General features: G+C 68.2%; 20 protein-coding genes and 5 pseudogenes. 2 read left to right on the plus strand and 23 right to left on the minus strand.

The window, feature by feature from the left end:
• The first annotated feature begins 5 nt into the window (after positions 1-5).
• A pseudogene (gene purL / locus H3H54_RS13775) lies at positions 6-2,341 on the plus strand (phosphoribosylformylglycinamidine synthase subunit PurL).
• 168 nt (positions 2,342-2,509) lie between these two features.
• Here the strand turns inward: purL and H3H54_RS13780 are convergent.
• The 22 genes and pseudogenes from H3H54_RS13780 to rplN all read right to left on the minus strand — a co-directional run bounded on the left by H3H54_RS13780 (position 2,510) and on the right by rplN (position 16,649).
• A complete protein-coding gene (locus H3H54_RS13780) occupies positions 2,510-3,556 on the minus strand; it encodes a polysaccharide pyruvyl transferase family protein (protein WP_262424306.1) in 1,047 nt (348 codons plus the stop codon).
• A gap of 100 nt (positions 3,557-3,656) precedes the next feature.
• Positions 3,657-4,454: an S-layer homology domain-containing protein gene (locus H3H54_RS13785; RefSeq protein ID WP_262424307.1), complete on the minus strand. Its 798-nt coding sequence runs from the start codon at positions 4,452-4,454 to the stop codon at positions 3,657-3,659.
• Entirely contained in the window at positions 4,406-5,590 is a 1,185-nt protein-coding gene (locus H3H54_RS13790; protein WP_262424308.1) for an N-acetylmuramoyl-L-alanine amidase, read from the minus strand. Before H3H54_RS13790 ends, H3H54_RS13785 begins: the two co-directional genes overlap by 49 nt.
• Positions 5,591-6,006: 416 nt before the next feature.
• Positions 6,007-6,498: pseudogene (gene rplQ, locus H3H54_RS13795) on the minus strand (50S ribosomal protein L17).
• A 27-nt stretch (positions 6,499-6,525) separates the two neighbouring features.
• Positions 6,526-7,521 carry a DNA-directed RNA polymerase subunit alpha gene (locus H3H54_RS13800; RefSeq protein WP_262424309.1) on the minus strand — a complete coding sequence of 332 codons (996 nt, stop codon included), beginning with the start codon at positions 7,519-7,521 and terminating at the stop codon, positions 6,526-6,528.
• A 156-nt stretch (positions 7,522-7,677) separates the two neighbouring features.
• Complete coding sequence (gene rpsK / locus H3H54_RS13805) at positions 7,678-8,082, minus strand: 30S ribosomal protein S11 (RefSeq protein WP_262424310.1); 405 nt, start codon at positions 8,080-8,082, stop codon at positions 7,678-7,680.
• Positions 8,083-8,186: 104 nt separating this feature from the next.
• Positions 8,187-8,561, minus strand: a complete 375-nt coding sequence (rpsM, locus tag H3H54_RS13810) for a 30S ribosomal protein S13 (RefSeq protein ID WP_262424311.1) — start codon at positions 8,559-8,561, stop codon at positions 8,187-8,189.
• A 214-nt stretch (positions 8,562-8,775) separates the two neighbouring features.
• Positions 8,776-8,889: a 50S ribosomal protein L36 gene (rpmJ, locus tag H3H54_RS13815; RefSeq protein ID WP_010532506.1), complete on the minus strand. Its 114-nt coding sequence runs from the start codon at positions 8,887-8,889 to the stop codon at positions 8,776-8,778.
• Between the two features lie 22 nt (positions 8,890-8,911).
• Entirely contained in the window at positions 8,912-9,133 is a 222-nt protein-coding gene (gene infA, locus H3H54_RS13820; RefSeq protein WP_015776354.1) for a translation initiation factor IF-1, read from the minus strand.
• A gap of 317 nt (positions 9,134-9,450) precedes the next feature.
• Positions 9,451-10,298: pseudogene (gene map, locus H3H54_RS13825) on the minus strand (type I methionyl aminopeptidase).
• Positions 10,295-10,894: an adenylate kinase gene (locus tag H3H54_RS13830; protein WP_262424312.1), complete on the minus strand. Its 600-nt coding sequence runs from the start codon at positions 10,892-10,894 to the stop codon at positions 10,295-10,297. The pseudogene map and the gene H3H54_RS13830 overlap by 4 nt, the downstream one beginning before the upstream one ends.
• A pseudogene (gene secY, locus H3H54_RS13835) lies at positions 10,891-12,194 on the minus strand (preprotein translocase subunit SecY). The gene H3H54_RS13830 and the pseudogene secY overlap by 4 nt, the downstream one beginning before the upstream one ends.
• Before the next feature lie 153 nt (positions 12,195-12,347).
• Positions 12,348-12,806: a 50S ribosomal protein L15 gene (rplO, locus tag H3H54_RS13840; RefSeq protein WP_262424313.1), complete on the minus strand. Its 459-nt coding sequence runs from the start codon at positions 12,804-12,806 to the stop codon at positions 12,348-12,350.
• 1 nt (position 12,807) lies between these two features.
• Positions 12,808-12,990 carry a 50S ribosomal protein L30 gene (gene rpmD / locus H3H54_RS13845; RefSeq protein ID WP_316249220.1) on the minus strand — a complete coding sequence of 61 codons (183 nt, stop codon included), beginning with the start codon at positions 12,988-12,990 and terminating at the stop codon, positions 12,808-12,810.
• On the minus strand, positions 12,987-13,676 hold the full coding sequence (gene rpsE / locus H3H54_RS13850; RefSeq protein ID WP_262424315.1) for a 30S ribosomal protein S5: 690 nt from the start codon (positions 13,674-13,676) through the stop codon (positions 12,987-12,989). Before rpsE ends, rpmD begins: the two co-directional genes overlap by 4 nt.
• Before the next feature lie 37 nt (positions 13,677-13,713).
• Entirely contained in the window at positions 13,714-14,100 is a 387-nt protein-coding gene (rplR, locus tag H3H54_RS13855) for a 50S ribosomal protein L18 (RefSeq protein ID WP_262424316.1), read from the minus strand.
• Positions 14,101-14,102: 2 nt separating this feature from the next.
• A pseudogene (gene rplF, locus H3H54_RS13860) lies at positions 14,103-14,644 on the minus strand (50S ribosomal protein L6).
• A 19-nt stretch (positions 14,645-14,663) separates the two neighbouring features.
• Entirely contained in the window at positions 14,664-15,062 is a 399-nt protein-coding gene (gene rpsH, locus H3H54_RS13865) for a 30S ribosomal protein S8 (RefSeq protein ID WP_262424317.1), read from the minus strand.
• A gap of 72 nt (positions 15,063-15,134) precedes the next feature.
• Positions 15,135-15,320 (minus strand): type Z 30S ribosomal protein S14, encoded by a 186-nt coding sequence (locus tag H3H54_RS13870; RefSeq protein ID WP_010550318.1) that lies wholly within the window; start codon positions 15,318-15,320, stop codon positions 15,135-15,137.
• Between the two features lies 1 nt (position 15,321).
• Entirely contained in the window at positions 15,322-15,891 is a 570-nt protein-coding gene (gene rplE, locus H3H54_RS13875) for a 50S ribosomal protein L5 (protein WP_262424318.1), read from the minus strand.
• A 1-nt stretch (position 15,892) separates the two neighbouring features.
• A complete protein-coding gene (rplX, locus tag H3H54_RS13880) occupies positions 15,893-16,279 on the minus strand; it encodes a 50S ribosomal protein L24 (protein ID WP_262424319.1) in 387 nt (128 codons plus the stop codon).
• Position 16,280: 1 nt separating this feature from the next.
• Positions 16,281-16,649, minus strand: a complete 369-nt coding sequence (rplN, locus tag H3H54_RS13885; RefSeq protein ID WP_262424320.1) for a 50S ribosomal protein L14 — start codon at positions 16,647-16,649, stop codon at positions 16,281-16,283.
• A 408-nt stretch (positions 16,650-17,057) separates the two neighbouring features.
• On the opposite strand from rplN, the gene H3H54_RS13890 reads away from it, so the two are divergent.
• Positions 17,058-17,468, plus strand: coding sequence for a hypothetical protein (locus tag H3H54_RS13890; protein WP_262424321.1), 411 nt, complete (start codon positions 17,058-17,060; stop codon positions 17,466-17,468).
• 681 nt (positions 17,469-18,149) lie between these two features.
• On the opposite strand, the gene rpsQ is transcribed toward H3H54_RS13890, so the two are convergent.
• Entirely contained in the window at positions 18,150-18,476 is a 327-nt protein-coding gene (gene rpsQ, locus H3H54_RS13895; RefSeq protein WP_262424322.1) for a 30S ribosomal protein S17, read from the minus strand.

Consider the following 18,476-nt stretch of genomic DNA (forward strand, 5'->3'; position numbering starts at 1 on the left):
CCGCGATGACCGCTGACCTCGCCCCCTCCACCCCACACGGCCGGCCTCACCCGTCCGGGGATGTCGACACGGTCGAGCATGCCGCCTCCACCCCCGAGCAGGCGCAGCCGTACGCGGAGCTCGGGCTCAAGGACGACGAGTACGCGAACATTCGCGAGATCCTGGGCCGCCGCCCCACCAACGCCGAGCTCGCGATGTACTCGGTGATGTGGTCCGAGCACTGCTCCTACAAGTCCTCCAAGAAGCATCTGAGCACCTTCGGGAAGCACACCACCGAGAAGATGCGCGAGAAGCTGCTGGTGGGCATGGGAGAGAACGCCGGTGTGGTCGACATCGGCGACGGCTGGGCGGTCACCTTCAAGGTCGAGTCCCACAACCACCCCTCGTACGTGGAGCCCTACCAGGGCGCGGCCACCGGCGTCGGCGGCATCGTGCGCGACATCATCTCCATGGGCGCGCGACCCGTCGCCGTGATGGACCAGCTGCGCTTCGGCGCGATCGACCATCCGGACACCGCACGTGTGGTGCATGGCGTGGTCTCCGGTGTGGGCGGCTACGGCAACTCGCTGGGCCTGCCGAACATCGGCGGCGAGACCGTCTTCGACGCCGCCTACCAGACCAACCCGCTGGTCAATGCGCTCGCGGTGGGCGTGATGCGCCATGAGGACATCCACCTCGCCTCCGCCACCGGGCCTGGCAACAAGGTGGTGCTCTTCGGTGCGCGCACCGGCGGCGACGGCATCGGCGGCGCCTCCATCCTCGCCTCGGAGACCTTCGATGAGGGCGGCCCCGTCAAGCGCCCGAGCGTCCAGGTGGGCGACCCCTTCATGGAGAAGGTGCTCATCGAGTGCTGCCTCGAGCTGTTCTCCGCGGGCACCGTCGCCGGGATCCAGGACCTCGGCGCGGCCGGCATCTCCTGCGCCACCAGCGAGCTCGCCGCCAATGGCGGCTCCGGCATGCACATCCACCTCGAGGAGGTGCTGCTGCGCGATCCCACCCTGAACGCCGGCGAGATCCTCATGAGCGAGTCGCAGGAGCGGATGATGGCCGTCGTGCGGCCGGAGAAGCTCGCGGAGTTCGAGGCGATCGCCGCCCGCTGGGACGTCGAGACCGCTGTGATCGGCGAGGTCACCGGTGACGGCCGCCTCACGATCGACCACCACGGGCACCGCATCGTCGACGTCGATCCGGCCACCGTCGCGATCGACAGCCCGGTCTACGACCGCCCGTACGCGCGCCCGCAGTGGCAGGACGCCCTGCAGGCCGACGCCGCGGAGGCCCTCCCCGCCCGGAGACCGCGGAGGAGATCGCCGCGACGATCCGCACCCTGATCGCCTCCCCCAACCTCGCCTCCAAGGGCTGGGTCACCGATCAGTTCGACCGCTACGTGGGTGGCAACACCGCGCTCGCGATGCCCGATGATGCCGGTGTGCTCCGTATCGACGAGACCACCGGCCGCGGCATCGCGATCGCGACCGACGCCAACGGCCGCTACACCAAGCTCGATCCGCGCACCGGTGCCCAGCTGGCGCTGTCCGAGGCCTACCGCAACGTGGCCACCGCCGGCGCGGTGCCGCTGGCGATCACGGACTGCCTGAACTTCGGCTCGCCCGAGGATCCGGGCCCCATGTGGCAGCTGGTCGAGGCGATCGGCGGCCTGGCCGAGGCCTGCGAGACCCTCGAGGTCCCGGTCACCGGCGGCAACGTCTCCCTGTACAACTCCACCGGTGAGCCCGGCCTGATCGACTCCGCGATCCACCCCACCCCGGTGGTCGGTGTGCTCGGCGTGTTCGAGGACGTCGCCCGTCGCGTCCCCTCCGGGTGGCAGGGCGAGGGCCAGTCGGTGCTGCTGCTGGGCAGCACCCGCGAGGAGCTCTCCGGCTCCGCCTGGGCCGACGTCGTGCATCAGCACCTGGGCGGTCTGCCGCCCCGGGTCGATCTCGAGGCCGAGCGCGCACTGGCGAAGGTGCTGATCACCTCTGCCGAGGAGGGGCTGGGCTCCTCCGCGCACGACCTCTCCGAGGGCGGCCTGGCCCAGGCTCTGGTGGAATCGGTGACCCGCTTCGGCTCCGGCGCCCAGGTCGAGCTCTCCGCTCTGACGGAGCGCGACGGCGTGGATCTCGCCACCGCCCTGTTCTCCGAGTCGCAGGCCCGTGCGCTGGTCGCGGTCCCCGCCGAGCAGGAGGAGCGGCTCATCGCCCTCGCGGCAGAGCACGGCGTGCCCGTGCTGCGCTTGGGCACCACCGGGGGCAGCACCCTCGAGATCGAGGGCGTGGGCGGCTTCACCGTGGGCGAGCTGCGGGAGCTGCGCGAGGGCACGCTGCCTCGCTACTTCGGCTGACGAGGCACGGTGCGGCGGGACCTCCACGGGCTGACCCCACGGGACCCGCTGCTCCACAACGCCTGGGCCGACGACAGCAGCTCCGCCTGAGCTCCTCCCTCCCCCACATCGCGACGAGCCCGCCGAGCATCAGCTCGGCGGGCTCGTCGTCCGTCGGGGGCCGTGAGCTCAGGCGCCGCGATAGAGCAGATGTGCCTCGGTGACTTTCGCCGCGACCGCGGCGGCGAAGGAGGCCGGCTCCGTCAGCTGGTCGAGATCATGGACCTCCCCGGTCCCGTCCTCGATGCTCCACCCGGTCCCGCCCTCCACGAGCGAGCGATGCTTGACGTCGTAGTACCCTGACTTCGCGGTCAGGGCGATCCCGCGTGCCCCGTGGAGCGAGGCGACCAGGTGATGGTGGAATCGCGTGGTGATCCACCGCTGCTGCGCCGCCGGTTCGAAATCCCCGCGCCAGAGCTCGGTGAACGGGACGAAGCCGTCCTCGGCCACCAGGTCTCGCAGACGGTCGTATCCGGCGTAGTCACCGCCCGGCAGCGCCTCGACGTACCGGACGCGCTCGCGCGGGATCCCCGACGCCTCGACCGTCCTGCGCACGTAGCCGAGCAGCCGCTCGAAGGCACCGGCGTCGACCGCGTCGGACTGCACGCACAGCACCAGCTCCGGTGGGCCGGTGCGGTCGCGCTCAGGTTCCTGCTCGACGAGGTAGGCGTCATCGACTCCGCGGGCAAGTCCGAGCCGTTCTGCGCTCTCGGCATCGCGCACGCTGACATGGTCGAAGCCCTGGAGCCGCTCCTGGCCGAACGGCGCCAGGCCCTGACCGGTCGCGATCAGCGGGGCACCGCTGATCTGAGCCGTCGCACGCAGCGTGCGGATGATGAGGTCGTTCTCCGGCCAGACCGCGTTGATGAAGCCGCCTCCCAGCAGGTGCAGGCTCTGTGCTTCGCGCAGTGCCAGCAGCGGGGCGTCGTACAGCGGGGTGCCCAGCCCGGTGACGATGTCCTCGACGCTGCGGCGGGATCCTCGCAGGGAGTCCTCGACCGTCCGGAACACCGCATCGGTGACGCGCAGCCGGGGATGGATGCCCCCGAACAGCGCGGACGCGGTCCCGGGATGTCGGCAGTCCAGCCACACCTCGTCCTCGGGTAGGTGACGGGCCAGGTGCTCGAGCCATCGGCGCGCGATCAGCTCATCCCCGTAGTTCGGGTAGGAGGCCATGGAGACCAGGTAGAGCGGAGCACGCGCGGGGCCCCGGAACGGGGGCGCCGGGGCGGGAGACGCTGCGGCAACCGGTCTGCGCCGGCGGAATCCGAACATCTCAGGCCCGTCCGGTGTGCTTCATCCAGCGCATCACGAAGGTCGCCATCTGGTCTCGCTTGATGTAAGCGTTCGGACGGAACGTGCCGTCATCCCAGCCGCGGCTGATCCCCGTCGTCGCCAGCCAGCCGATCTCCTTGGCGAAGATGTGGCTTCGCGGGACATCGACGAACCGGTCGGCCCCGGAGGCTTTCGCTGCCGGTTCCCCCGCTGCACGGTAGAGGAATGCTGCGACGGCGTCCCGCTTCACGGGCTCGAGCGGTCGGAAGGTCCGGTTCGTGCCGCTGCCCCATCCACGGGCGATGCCCTGCTCGAACGCCCAGCACAGCTCCTTGTAGAAGACGAAGCTCGGGGCGACGTCACGGAACGGAGAGGTGCGCGGGGCCGTGTAGGTCGGCGCGCCCATCGCGCGATAGATGAACACGATCATCGCGTCGCGCAGGTTGTTGCTGTTGGGCTGGAAGGTGCGGCTGCTCCCGGAGCCCCAGCCCTTGGTCACGTTCGCGGCGAAGAGGTCCTGGATCTCGAGGAAGAACACCCTGGATGGGGCGACGTCACGGAACGCCGGTGTGACGAAACGGGTCTTTCCGCCCTCGAGGGCTGCGGCGCCGTTCTGGAAGGGCTGGATCTGGCGGTCGCCGTCCTTCGATGCGTTCCGGGAGGGCCTCCCCCAGGAATGCGTCCACTGCTTCGCGAACGGGGTGACATATCCGGCGGCTGCCCCGCTCTCCTGGAGCACGAGGCCCTTCGTCAGCACCGTTGCCGTGTACTTGCCGGTGCGGTGGGCGCTCTTGACCACCGTCCCCATCTTCGACGCTCCCCGGCGCCCTCGAAAGCCCAGAGATGCTCCTTCCAGCCCCCGTCCATGAATCCCTGCGCTTCACCGCGGATGGAGCCGAACTCGTTGTAGAGCCTGTTTCCGGGGCACTCGGTACTGTTGACATCACGGTGACCGAGCATCTTCGCCAGGGAGACCGTCTTCCCCGGGGTGAACAGGGTGCCCGACCCCGGAGTCCAGGAGGACTTCGCCGACACGCTCGTCTGGAACGTGCTCAGGAGCTTCCAGCCCACGAGCTGCGCGACCGCGACCCTGGCAGCGCGGGGCACGGCGGTCGACGAGTGATGGCCCATCACCGAGATGCCGAAGGATCCCGAGTTGAAGCCGTAGGCGTGAGCACCGGTGATGTTGCGGTGCAGGCCGCCGCTGCGGCCCTCGAAGATCTGCCCGTACTTGGAGACCAGCACGTTGTAGCCGATGTCCGCCCAGCCCAGCGTCCGGGTGTGATAGTCCAGGATGCCTCGCACGAGCTGCGCGGACTGCGCCGAGGTATAGCTGTTGCTCCCGGCGGTGTGGTGGATGACCACGGCCTTCAGCTGGTCGACCGCGCTGGTGCCCCGCACTTTCGACTCGTCTGCGCCCCATGCGGTTCGTGAGACGTACGCGGGCGTGCCAGGGCCCAGCGTCGGAGTGGCCGGGTTGCTCATGGTCGCCGCGGCGGGAGCGGCCATCGTGCGGAGCTGAGCGCCCTGGGAGACCGTCGCGTCGGGGCCGGAGAGCTGGGATGCCTGCTCATCTGCAGGAGCGGGCGAGGTGGTGACCACGTGCGCCACGAGATCCTCGGTGACATCGGCGCCGTCTAGCTCGGCGCGGATCTGCAGCGCGGACACGATCCCGAGCCAGGAGGCTTCCGTGCCGGCAGCGTCCTCTCCCGTCTCCGGGTTCTCCGCAGTCTCCAGCAGGAACCAGTCGGTCCATTCGCCGTCCTCGGCGAGGCCGCGCGCGTGGACCTCCGGCGCATCGATCTCATTCGACCAGGTCACTCCGACCATGGTGGCGGGCTGGTCGGTCAGGTCACGGGCCTGGGCCCCGTCCACATCGATCAGGGCCGCATCTGCCAGCGGGACGTCGACGATCCGGGTCTCGCCGCCGGTCACCGTGGGATCGGCCAGTGCCGCCGGAGCGCTGGCGAGGACAGCCGCTCCGACAGGGAGCGCTGCGGTGGCAGCGAGCAGACCGCGCCGAGAAAGGGGCGCGGGGCCGTGGGCGTCGGTGGCGGGGGAAGGGACCGCTTTGACATGGTGAACAGCTCCGAGGACGAGAAGGGGCGGGTTGGATGCCGCAGCCTGGGCGCCCGGAGGGCTCGCTGAGCGGGCCGGAGGGCTCCTTCGCCGGTGGCATCCACCGATCACGGTAATGCACGGAGCGCAAGGGGGAGATCGCGCCAGGGTCACGATCGGACAAAGCCAGGAGATGCTCGTCTCTCACCAGCGTGGAGACGGGCCCGGGCATGCAGAAGGGCAGGCCGTCGGGATCTCTCCCGTCGGCCCGCCCTGTGCGGTGCTGTCCTGGCTCAGGCCTTGGACTCGTCCTCGGTGCCCTCGGCGGGCTCCACCGGAGCGGTGTCCTCGGCAGCAGCGGTGTCAGCGGCCTTGGCGTCGTTCTTGGCGGCGCCCTCAGCCTCCTTCACCACGGCCTGCTTGGCCGAGTACTCCTCGGTGACCAGCTCGATGACCGCCATGGGGGCGTTGTCGCCCTTGCGGGGAGCCACCTTGGTGATGCGGGTGTAGCCGCCGGGACGCTCGGCGAAGGTCGGGGCGATCTCCTCGAACAGCGAGTAGACGACGCCCTTGTCGCGGATGGTCTCCATCACGCGACGACGAGGCGAGATCGCCCTTCTTCGCCTGGGTGATGAGACGCTCCGCGTGGGGGCGGAGGCGCTTGGCCTTGGTCTCGGTGGTGGTGATCGCCTTGTGGCGGAACAGCTCGGTGGCGAGACCCGAGAGGATCATCCGCTCGTGCGCGGGGATCCGCCGAGGCGCGCACCCTTGGTGGGGGTAGGCATGGTCGTTCTCCTAGTGAAAGATAAAGGTCAGTACTGGTCGCCGAAGCCGTCGGAGTAGGAATCCAGGGCCGACGGGTCGAAACCGGCCGGGGAATCCTTCAGCGACAGACCGAGATCGGCGAGCTTCGCCTTGACCTCGTCGATGGACTTCTGGCCGAAGTTGCGGATGTCGAGCAGATCGGCCTCGGAACGGGCAGTCAGCTCGCCGACGGTGTGGACACCCTCGCGCATCAGGCAGTTGTACGACCGCACCGTGAGGTTGAGGTCGTTGATCGGCAGCGCCAGATCGGCAGCCAGGGCCTGATCAGTGGGCGAGGGGCCGATCTCGATGCCCTCCGCCTCCTGGTTCAGCTCGTGGGCCAGACCGAACAGCTCGACCAGGGTCTTGCCTGCCGAGGCCACCGCGTCACGCGGGGAGATGGCGGGCTTGGTCTCGACGTCGACGATGAGCTTGTCGAAGTCGGTGCGCTGCTCGACACGGGTCGCCTCGACCTTGTAGGTCACCTTGAGCACCGGCGAGTAGATCGAGTCGACCGGGACACGGCCGATCTCGCCGTCGATGCCCTTGTTCTGAGCGGCGGAGACGTAGCCGCGGCCACGCTCGACGATCAGCTCGATCTCCAGCCGGCCCTTCTCGTTCAGGGTCGCGATGTGGAGGTCGGGATTGTGGATCTCCACACCGGCGGGCGGGGTGATGTCGGCGGCGGTGACGCGACCGGCTTCCTCACGACGCAGGTACATCACGACGGGCTCGTCGTTCTCCGAGGAGACGACGAGGTTCTTGATGTTGAGGATGACCTCGGTGATGTCCTCCTTGACGCCGGGGACCGTGCTGAACTCGTGCAGCACGCCGTCGATGCGGATCGAGGTGACCGCAGCGCCGGGGATGGAGGACAGCAGGGTGCGGCGCAGGGAGTTGCCGAGGGTGTAGCCGAAGCCCGGCTCGAGCGGCTCGATGACGAACCGGGAGCGGTTGTCCGACACGACCTCTTCGGTCAGCGTGGGGCGCTGTGCAATGAGCACTGTGGATCCTTTCAGCGAACGTCCGCCATATGACGCTCAGAAGGGGGCGGTGGGCCTAGAAGGTGAGTGGTGTCCAGGGGTGCCGGGGCGGCATCGGAGCCGCCCGGCACGGTTCGGCCGGGGCGGAGGGATCAGCCTCTGCCCCGACCGATGAGGTCAGACGCGGCGGCGCTTGGCCGGGCGGGTGCCGTTGTGCGGCTGCGGGGTGACGTCCTGGATCGAGCCGACCTCGAGGCCGGTCGCGGTGAGCGAGCGGATCGCGGTCTCGCGGCCGGAGCCCGGGCCCTTCACGAAGACGTCGACCTTCTTCATGCCGTGCTCCTGGGCGCGGCGAGCGGCGGCCTCGGCGGCCATCTGCGCGGCGTACGGGGTCGACTTGCGCGAGCCCTTGAAGCCGACCTGGCCGGCGGAGGCCCAGGAGATGATGGCGCCGTTCGGGTCCGTGATGGACACGATCGTGTTGTTGAACGTGCTCTTGATGTGCGCCTGACCGTTGACGACGTTCTTCTTGTCCTTGCGACGCGGCTTGCGCGCAGCGGTCTGCTGGGTCTTGGTTGCCATGCGGCAGAACTCCTCTGGTGAGTATGGGGTGCGCCGGATCCCTCAGCGGCGCGAAGTGACTACGGGTCCGAAGACGTCCGCGGTCCGACGGCGGGTGCCGTGGATCAGCGGGTCTTCTTCTTGCCGGCGACCGTGCGCTTGGGGCCCTTGCGGGTGCGCGCGTTGGTCTTGGTGCGCTGGCCGTGGACCGGGAGGCCGCGGCGGTGGCGCAGTCCCTGGTAGCTGCCGATCTCGACCTTGCGGCGGATATCAGCGGCCACCTCACGGCGCAGGTCACCCTCGACCATGTAGTTCGCCTCGATGTGATCGCGGAGCTTGACGAGCTCCTCGTCGCTGACCTCGCGCACGCGCGTGTCACCGGAGACGCCGGTAGCGGCCAGGGTCTCCAGGGCACGGGTGCGACCCATGCCGAAGATGTACGTCAGGGCGACTTCAAGGCGCTTTTCGCGCGGAAGGTCGACTCCCACCAGACGTGCCATGTGCAGATTCTCCTACTGTCTCGGAGGCCTGATCCAACTCCTCGCCCACGGGTCTGTTCCCTGGACGCCGCAGCCTCCGCGCTGCGGGTGTCCGGCTCGCGCCGGCGGAGTCGTCTCTTCTTTTGTGTGGTGCCCGCGGTGCGGGCTGCCCCTGTGGGGCGTGCCGCTCGAGGCGGCGGTCACGGCAGATGCCGGGACGGGCGGAATGCTCCGCTCAGCCCTGGCGCTGCTTGTGACGGGGATTCGAGCAGATCACCATGACGCGTGAGTGGCGACGGATCACCTTGCAGTTGTCACAGATCGGCTTGACGCTCGGCTTGACCTTCATTGCTTTCCTTCTCCCGGGACGATCACTTGTAGCGGTACACGATGCGGCCACGGTCGAGGTCGTAGGGGCTCAGCTCGACGACCACTCGGTCCTCGGGAAGGATACGGATGTAGTGCTGGCGCATCTTCCCGGAGATGTGCGCGAGCACAATGTGCCCGTTGTCGAGCTCGACCCGGAAACGCGCATTCGCGAGCGCCTCCGCAACTCGACCCTCGACCTCGATCACGCCGTCCTTCTTCGCCATGCCTCCCCAATCTCTCGCCACCGGCACGCCGGGTCCGAGTTCCGCGTTCCTGATTACTCAGGCTGTGCTCACCGACCGTCGGACGACGGTACGGTGGTCGAAGAGGGTGCGGCCTGCGCGAGTCGTCGGCCTCGCTGATCGAGACGGCAGAGCCGCCCGATCGATCGGCACGACGGGACTGCACGACCTGCGATGAGGACGACGCGCACGGAGCACACCCGATGGATCAGCCTACACGCGCCCCCGGGATCCGGCGAGGGGTATCGCAATGACCCCGATCACGTCACATCTGCGCAGTCGTGGACCCGAGCGTGGGCTCAGGCCGTACCGCCGGCCAGAGGGTCCGGGGCGGCGATGATGCCGCGCTTCGCGAGCTCGGCGGCGCCGCCGTCACCCTCGGTGAGCACCAGCAGCCCCTGCTCTGTGACGGCCACGGAATGCTCGACGTGGGCGGCTCGACCGCCGGCGGTGGCGCGCACCGTCCAGTCGTCGTCCTCGAGCTCCCAGGTGCCGGGGCCCTGGATGAGCATCGGCTCGATCGCCAGGCACATGCCGGCGCGGATTTTCGGACCGCGCGAGCGGGTGCGGTAGTTCATGACGTCGGGCGCCTGGTGCATGGCGGTGCCGATGCCGTGCCCGCCGAAGCCCTCGAGGTGGGAGAGGCTCTCCCCGCGACCTCGGTGACATGGTCCTCGATGGCGGCGCCGATCTGCCCCACCCGGTCCGCGGTGGCGAGCGCGGCGATGCCGGCCCACAGCGCGTCGCGGGTGATGCGGACCAGGTCCTCGTCGGCGGCCGAACGGGGCGTGCCCACGATGTGGGTGCGGGCGGCATCGGAGTGCCAGCCCTCGATGATCAGCCCGCCGTCGATGGAGACGATGTCCCCGTCCTCGAGCGGGCGGTCGTCGGGGATCCCGTGCACCACCACGTCGTTGACGCTGATGCACAGCGTCGCCGGGTACCCCTGATAGCCCAGGAAGTTCGGAGTGGCGCCCTCGTCACGGATCATGTCGTGGGCGAGGGTGTCCAGCTCGTTGGTGGTGATGCCGGGCCGGATGTGCTCTGCGAGCATGTCGTGGACCTGATGAAGCAGCTTGCCGCTGCGGCGCATCACCAGGATCTGCTCGGGGGTCTTGAGCTCCACTCGCTCCGGCAGGAGGCTCATCGGTCGGTGAGCGCCTCGCGCAGCGAGGTGGTGACCTCGTCGATCGAGGCCATGCCATCGACCCTGCGCACGAGGTCACGCTTCTCGTAGACGTCGATCAGCGGGGCAGTCTGCTCGGCGTAGACCTCGAGGCGACGACGGATGGTCTCCTCGGTGTCGTCGCTGCGGCCCTGCTCCTTGCCGCGTTCGACCAGACGGCCCACGACCTCCTCGGTCTCCACCACAAGCAGGAGCACGGCGTCGAGGGAGGAGTCGAGCTCGGTGAGCATGCCGTCGAGGGCCTCGACCTGGTCGAGGGTGCGTGGGTACCCGTCCAGGAGGAAGCCGTCCTCGGCATCGTCCTCGGCGAGGCGGGAGCGGACCATGTCATTGGTGACGGAGTCCGGGACGTACTCGCCCTTGTCCATGTAGGACTTCGCGAGGATGCCGAGCTCGGTCTCTCCCGAGACGTTGGCGCGGAAGATATCTCCGGTCGAGATCGCCGGGATGGACAGCTCCTCGGCGAGGCGCACGGCCTGGGTGCCCTTGCCCGCGCCGGGCGGGCCCACGATCAGGAGGCGTCGGGCCTGGGCGGAGGCGTCGGAGGTGTTGGTCACCGGAGGATCCCTTCGTAGTGGTGCTGCTGGAGCTTCGCGTCGATCTGCTTCACGGTGTCGAGGCCGACGCCGATGATGATCAGCAGGGAGACGCCGCCGAGCGGGAAGTCCTGCGAAGTTCCGAGGTAGGCGAGCGCGAACAGCGGGATCAGGCAGATCACCGCGAGGTAGACGGCGCCGGCGGACTGGATTCGATTGATCACGTAGCGCAGGTAGCGCTCCGTGGGCCTGCCCGCGCGCACGTTGGGGACGAAGCCCCCGTACTTCTTCATGTTGTCGGCGATCTCCTCCGCGTTGAAGGTGATCGAGGTGTAGAAGAAGGCGAAGAAGACGATCAGGGTCACGTAGACGACGGCGTAGACCCAGGAGAACGACATGCCGAGCACCAGGTTGCTGTTCACCCACTGCACCCAGGACGCCTCGGGGTCGCCGAAGGACGACGCCATCTGCGGCAGCGCGAGGATGGAGGAGGCGAAGATGACCGGGATGACGCCGGACTGGTTGACCTTCACCGGGATGTAGGTCGAGGTGCCTCCGTACATGCGGCGGCCCACCATCCGCTTGGCGTACTGCACCGGGATGCGGCGCTGGGACTGCTCGACGAACACCATGCCCACCATCACGACCAGCGCGACCAGGATGACCAGGGAGAAGGTGAGCCAGCCCTGCAGCTGCCAGACCTGGGAGAAGGATCCCGGGAACGAGGAGGCGATCGACGTGAAGATCATCAGCGACATGCCGTTGCCGATGCCGCGCTCGGTGATCATCTCGCCCAGGAACATGATCAGCACGGTGCCGACGGTCATGGTCATGACCATGGACAGCAGGGTCGGGATCGACTGATCGGGGACCAGCTCGAGGTTGCAGCCGACGAAGAAGTTCCCGGAGCGCACCAGCGTGATGATGGTGGTGGACTGGAGGACGCCCAGACCGATGGTCAGGTACCGGGTGTACTGGGTGAGCTTCGCGGTGCCCGATGCCCCCTCCTTGTGGAGGGCCTCGAACCGCGGGATCACCACGCGCAGAAGCTGCACGATGATCGATGCGGTGATGTAGGGCATGACGCCCAGGGCGAAGATAGAGAGCTGCAGCAGAGCACCGCCGGAGAACATGTTGATCATGCCCATCACGTTGGAGCCGGCACCCGAGGAGGCCTGATCGGCGCAGATCGTCACGTTGGTGGCGTCGAATCCCGGGGTGGGAATGAAGACGCCGAGGCGATAGACCGCGATCAGACCGAGCGTGAAGAAGATCTTCGCCCTCAGCTCGGGGTGCGCAGCGCGCGCACGAACGAGTTCACCTGTTTCCCTCCTGGAGGTCCGGGGACGGGACCAAGGTTGTCACGGTCCGTCCCAGTGCCGCGGGATGCGCGCGGCCATAGGACCGGCCCCGGTATGACGACAGGGCACCGCGGCACAGATTATTCTGTGCCACGGTGCCCCGTCAAAGAGACTCACGCGGTGGTGACGGACCCGCCAGCCGCCGCGATCTTCTGCTCCGCCGAGGCGGAGAACTTCTGGGCGGTGATGTCGAGCTTGACGCTCAGCTCACCGGCGCCCAGCACCTTGACGGGCTGGTTCTTGCGCACAGCGCCCTTGGCCACGAGATCCTCGACCGTGACAGTGCCGCCCTCGGGGAACAGCTCCTGCAGGGTCGCCAGGTTCACGGGCTGGAACTCGACGCGGAACGGGTTGGTGAAGCCGCGAAGCTTCGGCAGCCGCATGTGCAGCGGCATCTGCCCGCCCTCGAAGCCGATACGCACCGTGTTGCGGGCCTTGGTGCCCTTGGTGCCGCGACCGGCCGTCTTGCCCTTGGAAGCCTCACCACGGCCGACGCGGGTGCGTGCGGTCTTCGACCCGGGCGCGGGGCGCAGGTCGTGGAGCTTCAGAGGGCTCTGGTTGGAATCAGTCATGTCAGTCCACCTCTTCGAACGTCACCAGATGGGTGACAGTGCGGATCATGCCGCGGATCTCAGGGCGGTCTTCCTTCACCACGGTGTCACCGATGCGCTTGAGGCCGAGGCCGCGCAGGGTGGCTCGCTGGCTCTGGGAGCCGCCGATGTCCGAACGGACCTGGGTCACCTTGATCTGCATCAGGCACCCACCTTCTGCGCACGAGCAGCTGCACGACCCGCGGCCTGTGCCCGCAGAAGCGGGGCCGGGGCGACGTGCTCGACCGGGAGGCCACGACGTGCTGCCACGGCCTCCGGCTCTTCGAGCTGCTTGAGCGCATCGACGGTCGCCCGCACGATGTTGATGGCATTGGTCGAGCCGAGCGACTTGGAGAGCACGTCATGCACTCCCGCGCACTCGAGCACGGCGCGGACCGGACCGCCGGCGATCACACCGGTGCCCGGGGCGGCCGGGCGCAGCAGGACGACGCCCGCTGCATCCTCACCCTGGACCGGGTGCACGACGGTGCCCTGGATACGAGGGACGCGGAAGAAGTTCTTCTTCGCCTCCTCGACGCCCTTGGCGATCGCCGCGGGCACCTCCTTGGCCTTGCCGTAGCCGACGCCGACGGTGCCGTCGCCGTCACCCACCACCACGAGGGCGGTGAAGGAGAAACGACGGCCGCCCTTGACGACCTTCGAGACTCGGTTGATGCTCACGACGCGCTCGAGGAACGCCGACTTCTCAGCTTCCTGTCCGCGGCCGCGGCCACCCTGACGCCCACCGCGATCGTTGCCGCCCTGGCGGGCGCCCCGGTCGTTGCTGGTGTTCGTGTTGTCGTTCCCACGGCCGGAGGCCGCGGGACCGTTGCTACGCTGCTGTGCAGCCATATTCAGATCCTCTTCTCGTCCTGTGTCCGGGCGGCGATCACAGCGCCAGGCCAGCCTCGCGGGCGCCGTCAGCGACGGCGGCCACGCGGCCGTGGTACTTGTTGCCGCCGCGGTCGAACACGACGGAGTCGATCCCGGCAGCCTTGGCACGCTCGCCGACGAGGGTCCCGACGGTGCGGGCCTTATCGGTCTTCGCTGCCTCGGTGCCGCGCAGGTCGGCTTCCATGGTCGAGGCCGACGCGAGGGTCTTGCCGAGGGCGTCGTCGACGACCTGGACGAAGACGTGGCGCGCCGAGCGGGTGACCACCAGACGGGGACGCTGGGCGGTGCCGACGACACGGCGGCGGACACGCAGATGGCGACGGCCGCGCATGCGCAGCTTGCTGCCGCGGTTGCCCTTGGAGTGCTTGAGTGCGTAACCCATGATCACTTACCAGCCTTTCCGGCCTTGCGGAGCACGACCTCGTCGGCGTAGCGCACACCCTGCCCTTGTAGGGCTCGGGCTTGCGGAGCTTGCGGATGTTCGCCGCGACCTCGCCCACCTGCTGCTTGGAGTTGCCGCTGACCGAGAGCTTGGTCGGCGAGTCCACGGTGAAGGTGATGCCCTGGGGCGCCTTCACCACGACGGGGTGGGAGAAGCCGAGGGCGAACTCGAGGTCCGTGCCCTTCGCGGTGACGCGGTAGCCCGTCCCCACGATCTCCAGCTTCTTGGTGAAGCCCTCGGTGACACCGAGGACGATGTTGTTGACGAGCGTGCGGGTCAGGCCGTGGAGGGCCTTCGTCTCGCGCTCTTCGTCGGGGCGGCGCACGACGATCGTGCCGTCCTCGCCGCGCTCGACGGTCAGGGGCTCGGGCACCACATGGGTGAGCTCCCCCTTGGGGCCGGTCACCGTGACGGTGCGGCCTTCGATGGTGACGTTCTGCACTGCTGCCGGTACTGCTACCGGTCGGAGTCCGATGCGGGACATAGCTGTTCTCCTCTCCCGCTCACCAGATGTAGGCGAGGACTTCCCCACCCACACCCTTCTTGGCAGCCTGCTTGTCGGTCAGAAGGCCGGAGGACGTGGACAGGATCGCCACGCCCAGTCCGCCGAGGACCTTGGGCAGATTGGTGGACTTCGCGTACACACGCAGGCCGGGCTTCGAGATACGGCGGATCCCGGAGATGGCGCGATCACGGCTGTCCGAGTACTTGAGCTCGAGGACGAGCTTGCTGCCCACCTCGGCCTCTTCCTCGGTCCAACCGAGGATGTAGCCCTCAGCCTTCAGGATGTCCGCGATGCGGGCCTTCAACTTCGAATACGGCATGGACGCGGATTCGTGGTACGCCCCAGAGGCGTTCCTGATCCGTGTCAGCATGTCCGCGATCGGGTCGGTCATGGTCATGTCTGTTGCTTCTTCCTCACCTGGTTTCCCTCTGCCGCGATGAATGCGACGAGGGACCTCTGGCGGTAGTCCTTACCAGCTGCTCTTGGTGACGCCGGGGAGCTCTCCGCGGTGAGCCATCTCGCGAAGGCAGACACGGCAGAGACCGAACTTGCGGTACACGGAATGCGGGCGACCGCAGCGCTGGCACCGGGTGTAGGCGCGCACGGCGAACTTGGGCTTGCGCTCCGACTTCTTGATCAGGGCTGTCTTTGCCATATCAGTTCTCCTTGAAGGGGAAGCCGAGCAGCTTGAGCAGCGCGCGTCCCTCGTCGTCGGTCTTCGCGGTGGTCACGACCGTGATGTCCATACCGCGGACGCGATCGATCTTGTCCTGGTCGATCTCGTGGAACATGACCTGCTCCGTGAGACCGAAGGTGTAGTTCCCGTTGCCGTCGAAGTGCTTCGGGGACAGACCGCGGAAGTCACGGATGCGGGGCAGCGCCGTGGACAGCAGACGGTCCAGGAACTCCCACATCCGGGCGTTGCGCAGGGTGACGTGCGCACCGATCGGCATGCCCTCGCGCAGCTTGAACTGTGCGATGGACTTGCGGGCCTTGGTGACCTGGGGCTTCTGGCCGGTGATATCCGCGAGGTCGCGGATCGCGCCGTCGATGACCTTCGAGTCGCGTGCGGCGTCGCCGACGCCCATGTTCACGACGATCTTGGTCACGCCGGGCACGAGCATCACGTTCTCGTAGCCGAACTGCTCGGTCAGCTGAGACTTGATGGTCTCGTTGTACTTGGTCTTCAGACGCGGGGTGAGCGCCTGGGTGGCGGTCTCGCTCATCTCAGATGTCCTTCCCGGAGCGCTTGGCGAAGCGGACGCGCACCTGCTTGGTGCGGCCGTTCTCGAGCTCGAGGGTCTCGACGCGGTAACCGATCTTGGTCGGCTTGTTGTCCTCCGGGTCGACCAGGGCCACGTTGGACACGTGGATCGTGGCCTCGCGCTGCTCGATGCCGCCCGCGCCGCCAGCCTGGTTGGGCTTGACGTGGTGGGTACGGCGGTTGATGCCCTCGACCAGCACACGCTGGGTATCGGGGAACACCTGCAGGACGCGGCCCTGCTTGCCCTTGTCACCGGACTCGAGGCCGCGCGCGGCGGCCTTGTCGCCGTCGCTGGTGCGACCGCTGATCACCTGGACGAGGTCGCCCTTCTTGATCTTCATCTTTGCCATGTCACACCACCTCCGGTGCCAGCGAGACGATCTTCATGAAGCGCTTGTCCCGCAGCTCGCGCCCGACGGGGCCGAAGATGCGGGTACCGCGCGGCTCGCCGTCGGTCTTCAGGATGACCGCTGCGTTCTCGTCGAAGCGGATGTAGGAGCCGTCAACACGACGGACTTCCTTGGACGTACGGACGATGACCGCCTTGACGATGTCGCCCTTCTTGACGTTGCCACCGGGGATGGCGTCCTTGACGGTCGCCACGATGGTGTCCCCGATGCTGGCGTAACGGCGACCGGAGCCACCGAGAACACGGATGCAGAGAATCTCCTTGGCACCCGTGTTGTCGGCGATCTTCAGTCGCGACTCCTGCTGAATCACTCGTTCTCCTATCGTCTCACCGGTTCTCTTCCCACCCGCGGGGGCGGGCGGACCGAGCCTTGCGGAACGGAATATGGACCAATGCCCGGCAGCGCTCCGGCCGGAAAACCGACACGGGGCGTCACCGCCGACGAGCCCCGGGCACCGAAGAGCCCCCGGCCGGACTCAGGCACTGGCGTGGTGAACGCTGGGCGTTCGCCTCATGTGCGAGGTCTCCGACGAGGACGGATCTGGTGGTACCGGATCCAGTCGCGGACTTCTGGGCTCCGACTCCACACGGGTGTGGGCGCACAGTCCTCCGGCAACCGCTCAAGACTACGCTTCCCCGCACACGGCTGTCACCCCTTCAGGGCAGACTGCGGCATGTGGGCTTGCTCTCCCAAGCTCCCGGGCGAGTAGGTTCGGGCCATGATCGACATCGATATCGCACGACGCCTCCGGGACCAGGGTCTCTCCTGGGAGCCGGCCGACGGGGATCGCTTCGCGATCGACAACGAACAGCTGCGCGAGGAGATCTTCATGCTCTCCTCCATGGTCGTGGAGCGGGCCCAGGGCCGCAGCGGCCATCCTGTGCTGCGCTTCAACGGCACCACGGAATGGGCTCTGGACTCCGTGGAGCAGCACGAGGTGGTGTGGATCCCCCGCGAGGACCAGCTGCGCGCCGCGCTCGGCGAAACCTTCCGGGCGCTGCGACGGATGGAGGACGGCAGCTTCGCGGTCACGGTCCGGACCGCAGAGGGCTCCGACCGCGAGGTGCCGGCACCCCGCGCGGAAGAGGCCCTCGCCGGCGCGCTGCTCATCCACCTCACCGAGAGCTGAGCTTCGTGGGGGCGCACCTCCCGGGAACGCGCCCGCGCCGCTGGTCCGTCCCCCACTGCCGGGCCACGCCGAACTGGGACATGTCGAACTGGGACGCGCCGAGCTGGGACACGCCGCCCGAGAACACCGAAACCTTCCAGATATGGAAGCTATCGGTGTTCTCGGCGCGCTACGACGGCGTGTCTGGCGCATCCGACCAGCCCGCTACGACGACGTGCCTGACTCACCCGACCAACACCGGGCCAACACAGGACGAAACACGAGCTGCCGACAGGCCCGCTCTCCACGGCCACACGCCCGCGCCGGCCATCCGTCCCCCACTGCTGCTGGGACACGCCGCCCGACAACACCGAACCCTGCCGTAAACGGGGAGATCGGTGTTCTCGATGAACTGCACCGGCGTGGCGAGGCGGTACCGCATGGCCCCACACCGTGGCGGGGCCATGTCCGGCAGCCGCGCGAGGTGGCCGCGGGGCCCGGTCCGGGGTAGCCCGGCAAGGTGTCCGCGATGCCTGAGCGCGACTGAACTCCGTGACTCTGGTCCCGCTCCCGCTCCCGGTCCCGCATCCGGTCCCGCTCCCGGTCCCGCTCCCGCGACCCGGGACAGCAGAAGGGCCGGCCCTCCCCGTGGGGAGGACCGGCCCTTCTCAGGCAAGCGGTGCGGTCACTGGGACCGCCCGATCACTTGGCGCGCTCGAGGATCTCGACCAGACGCCACCGCTTGGTGGCGGAGGTCGGACGGGTCTCCATGACGAGGACACGGTCGCCGGTACCGGCAGCGTTCTCCTCGTCATGAGCCTTGAAGCGGCTCGTCTTGGTCGTGACCTTGCCGTAGCGCGTGTGCTTGACACGCTCTTCAACCTCGATCACGACGGTCTTGTCCATCTTGTCGGAGACCACGAACCCGCGGAGGGTCTTGCGGTAGGGGCGCTCGCTGGAGGACGCGTGCGCGCCTTCCTTGTCGAGCTCCTCGACAGCCGGGGTCTCGGCCTTGGTGTTGTCAGTCAT

Origin of the sequence: Brachybacterium sp. Z12 (assembly GCF_014400405.1) — a bacterium.
In the GTDB taxonomy this organism is placed as follows: Bacteria; Actinomycetota; Actinomycetes; order Actinomycetales; family Dermabacteraceae; genus Brachybacterium.

Excerpts from the sequence above, each read along its gene's own strand:
- H3H54_RS13780 (WP_262424306.1), bottom strand. The coding sequence starts at position 3,556 with ATGGCCTCCTACCCGAACTACGGGGATGAGCTGATCGCGCGCCGATGG.
- rpsK (WP_262424310.1), bottom strand. The coding sequence starts at position 8,082 with ATGGCAACCAAGACCCAGCAGACCGCTGCGCGCAAGCCGCGTCGCAAG.
- rpsM (WP_262424311.1), bottom strand. The coding sequence starts at position 8,561 with ATGGCACGTCTGGTGGGAGTCGACCTTCCGCGCGAAAAGCGCCTTGAA.
- rpmJ (WP_010532506.1), bottom strand. The coding sequence starts at position 8,889 with ATGAAGGTCAAGCCGAGCGTCAAGCCGATCTGTGACAACTGCAAGGTG.
- infA (WP_015776354.1), bottom strand. The coding sequence starts at position 9,133 with ATGGCGAAGAAGGACGGCGTGATCGAGGTCGAGGGTCGAGTTGCGGAG.
- rplO (WP_262424313.1), bottom strand. The coding sequence starts at position 12,806 with ATGACTGATTCCAACCAGAGCCCTCTGAAGCTCCACGACCTGCGCCCC.
- rpsE (WP_262424315.1), bottom strand. The coding sequence starts at position 13,676 with ATGGCTGCACAGCAGCGTAGCAACGGTCCCGCGGCCTCCGGCCGTGGG.
- rplR (WP_262424316.1), bottom strand. The coding sequence starts at position 14,100 with ATGGGTTACGCACTCAAGCACTCCAAGGGCAACCGCGGCAGCAAGCTG.
- rpsH (WP_262424317.1), bottom strand. The coding sequence starts at position 15,062 with ATGACCATGACCGACCCGATCGCGGACATGCTGACACGGATCAGGAAC.
- H3H54_RS13870 (WP_010550318.1), bottom strand. The coding sequence starts at position 15,320 with ATGGCAAAGACAGCCCTGATCAAGAAGTCGGAGCGCAAGCCCAAGTTC.
- rplE (WP_262424318.1), bottom strand. The coding sequence starts at position 15,891 with ATGAGCGAGACCGCCACCCAGGCGCTCACCCCGCGTCTGAAGACCAAG.
- rplX (WP_262424319.1), bottom strand. The coding sequence starts at position 16,279 with ATGGCAAAGATGAAGATCAAGAAGGGCGACCTCGTCCAGGTGATCAGC.
- H3H54_RS13890 (WP_262424321.1), top strand. The coding sequence starts at position 17,058 with ATGATCGACATCGATATCGCACGACGCCTCCGGGACCAGGGTCTCTCC.
- rpsQ (WP_262424322.1), bottom strand. The coding sequence starts at position 18,476 with ATGACTGACAACACCAAGGCCGAGACCCCGGCTGTCGAGGAGCTCGAC.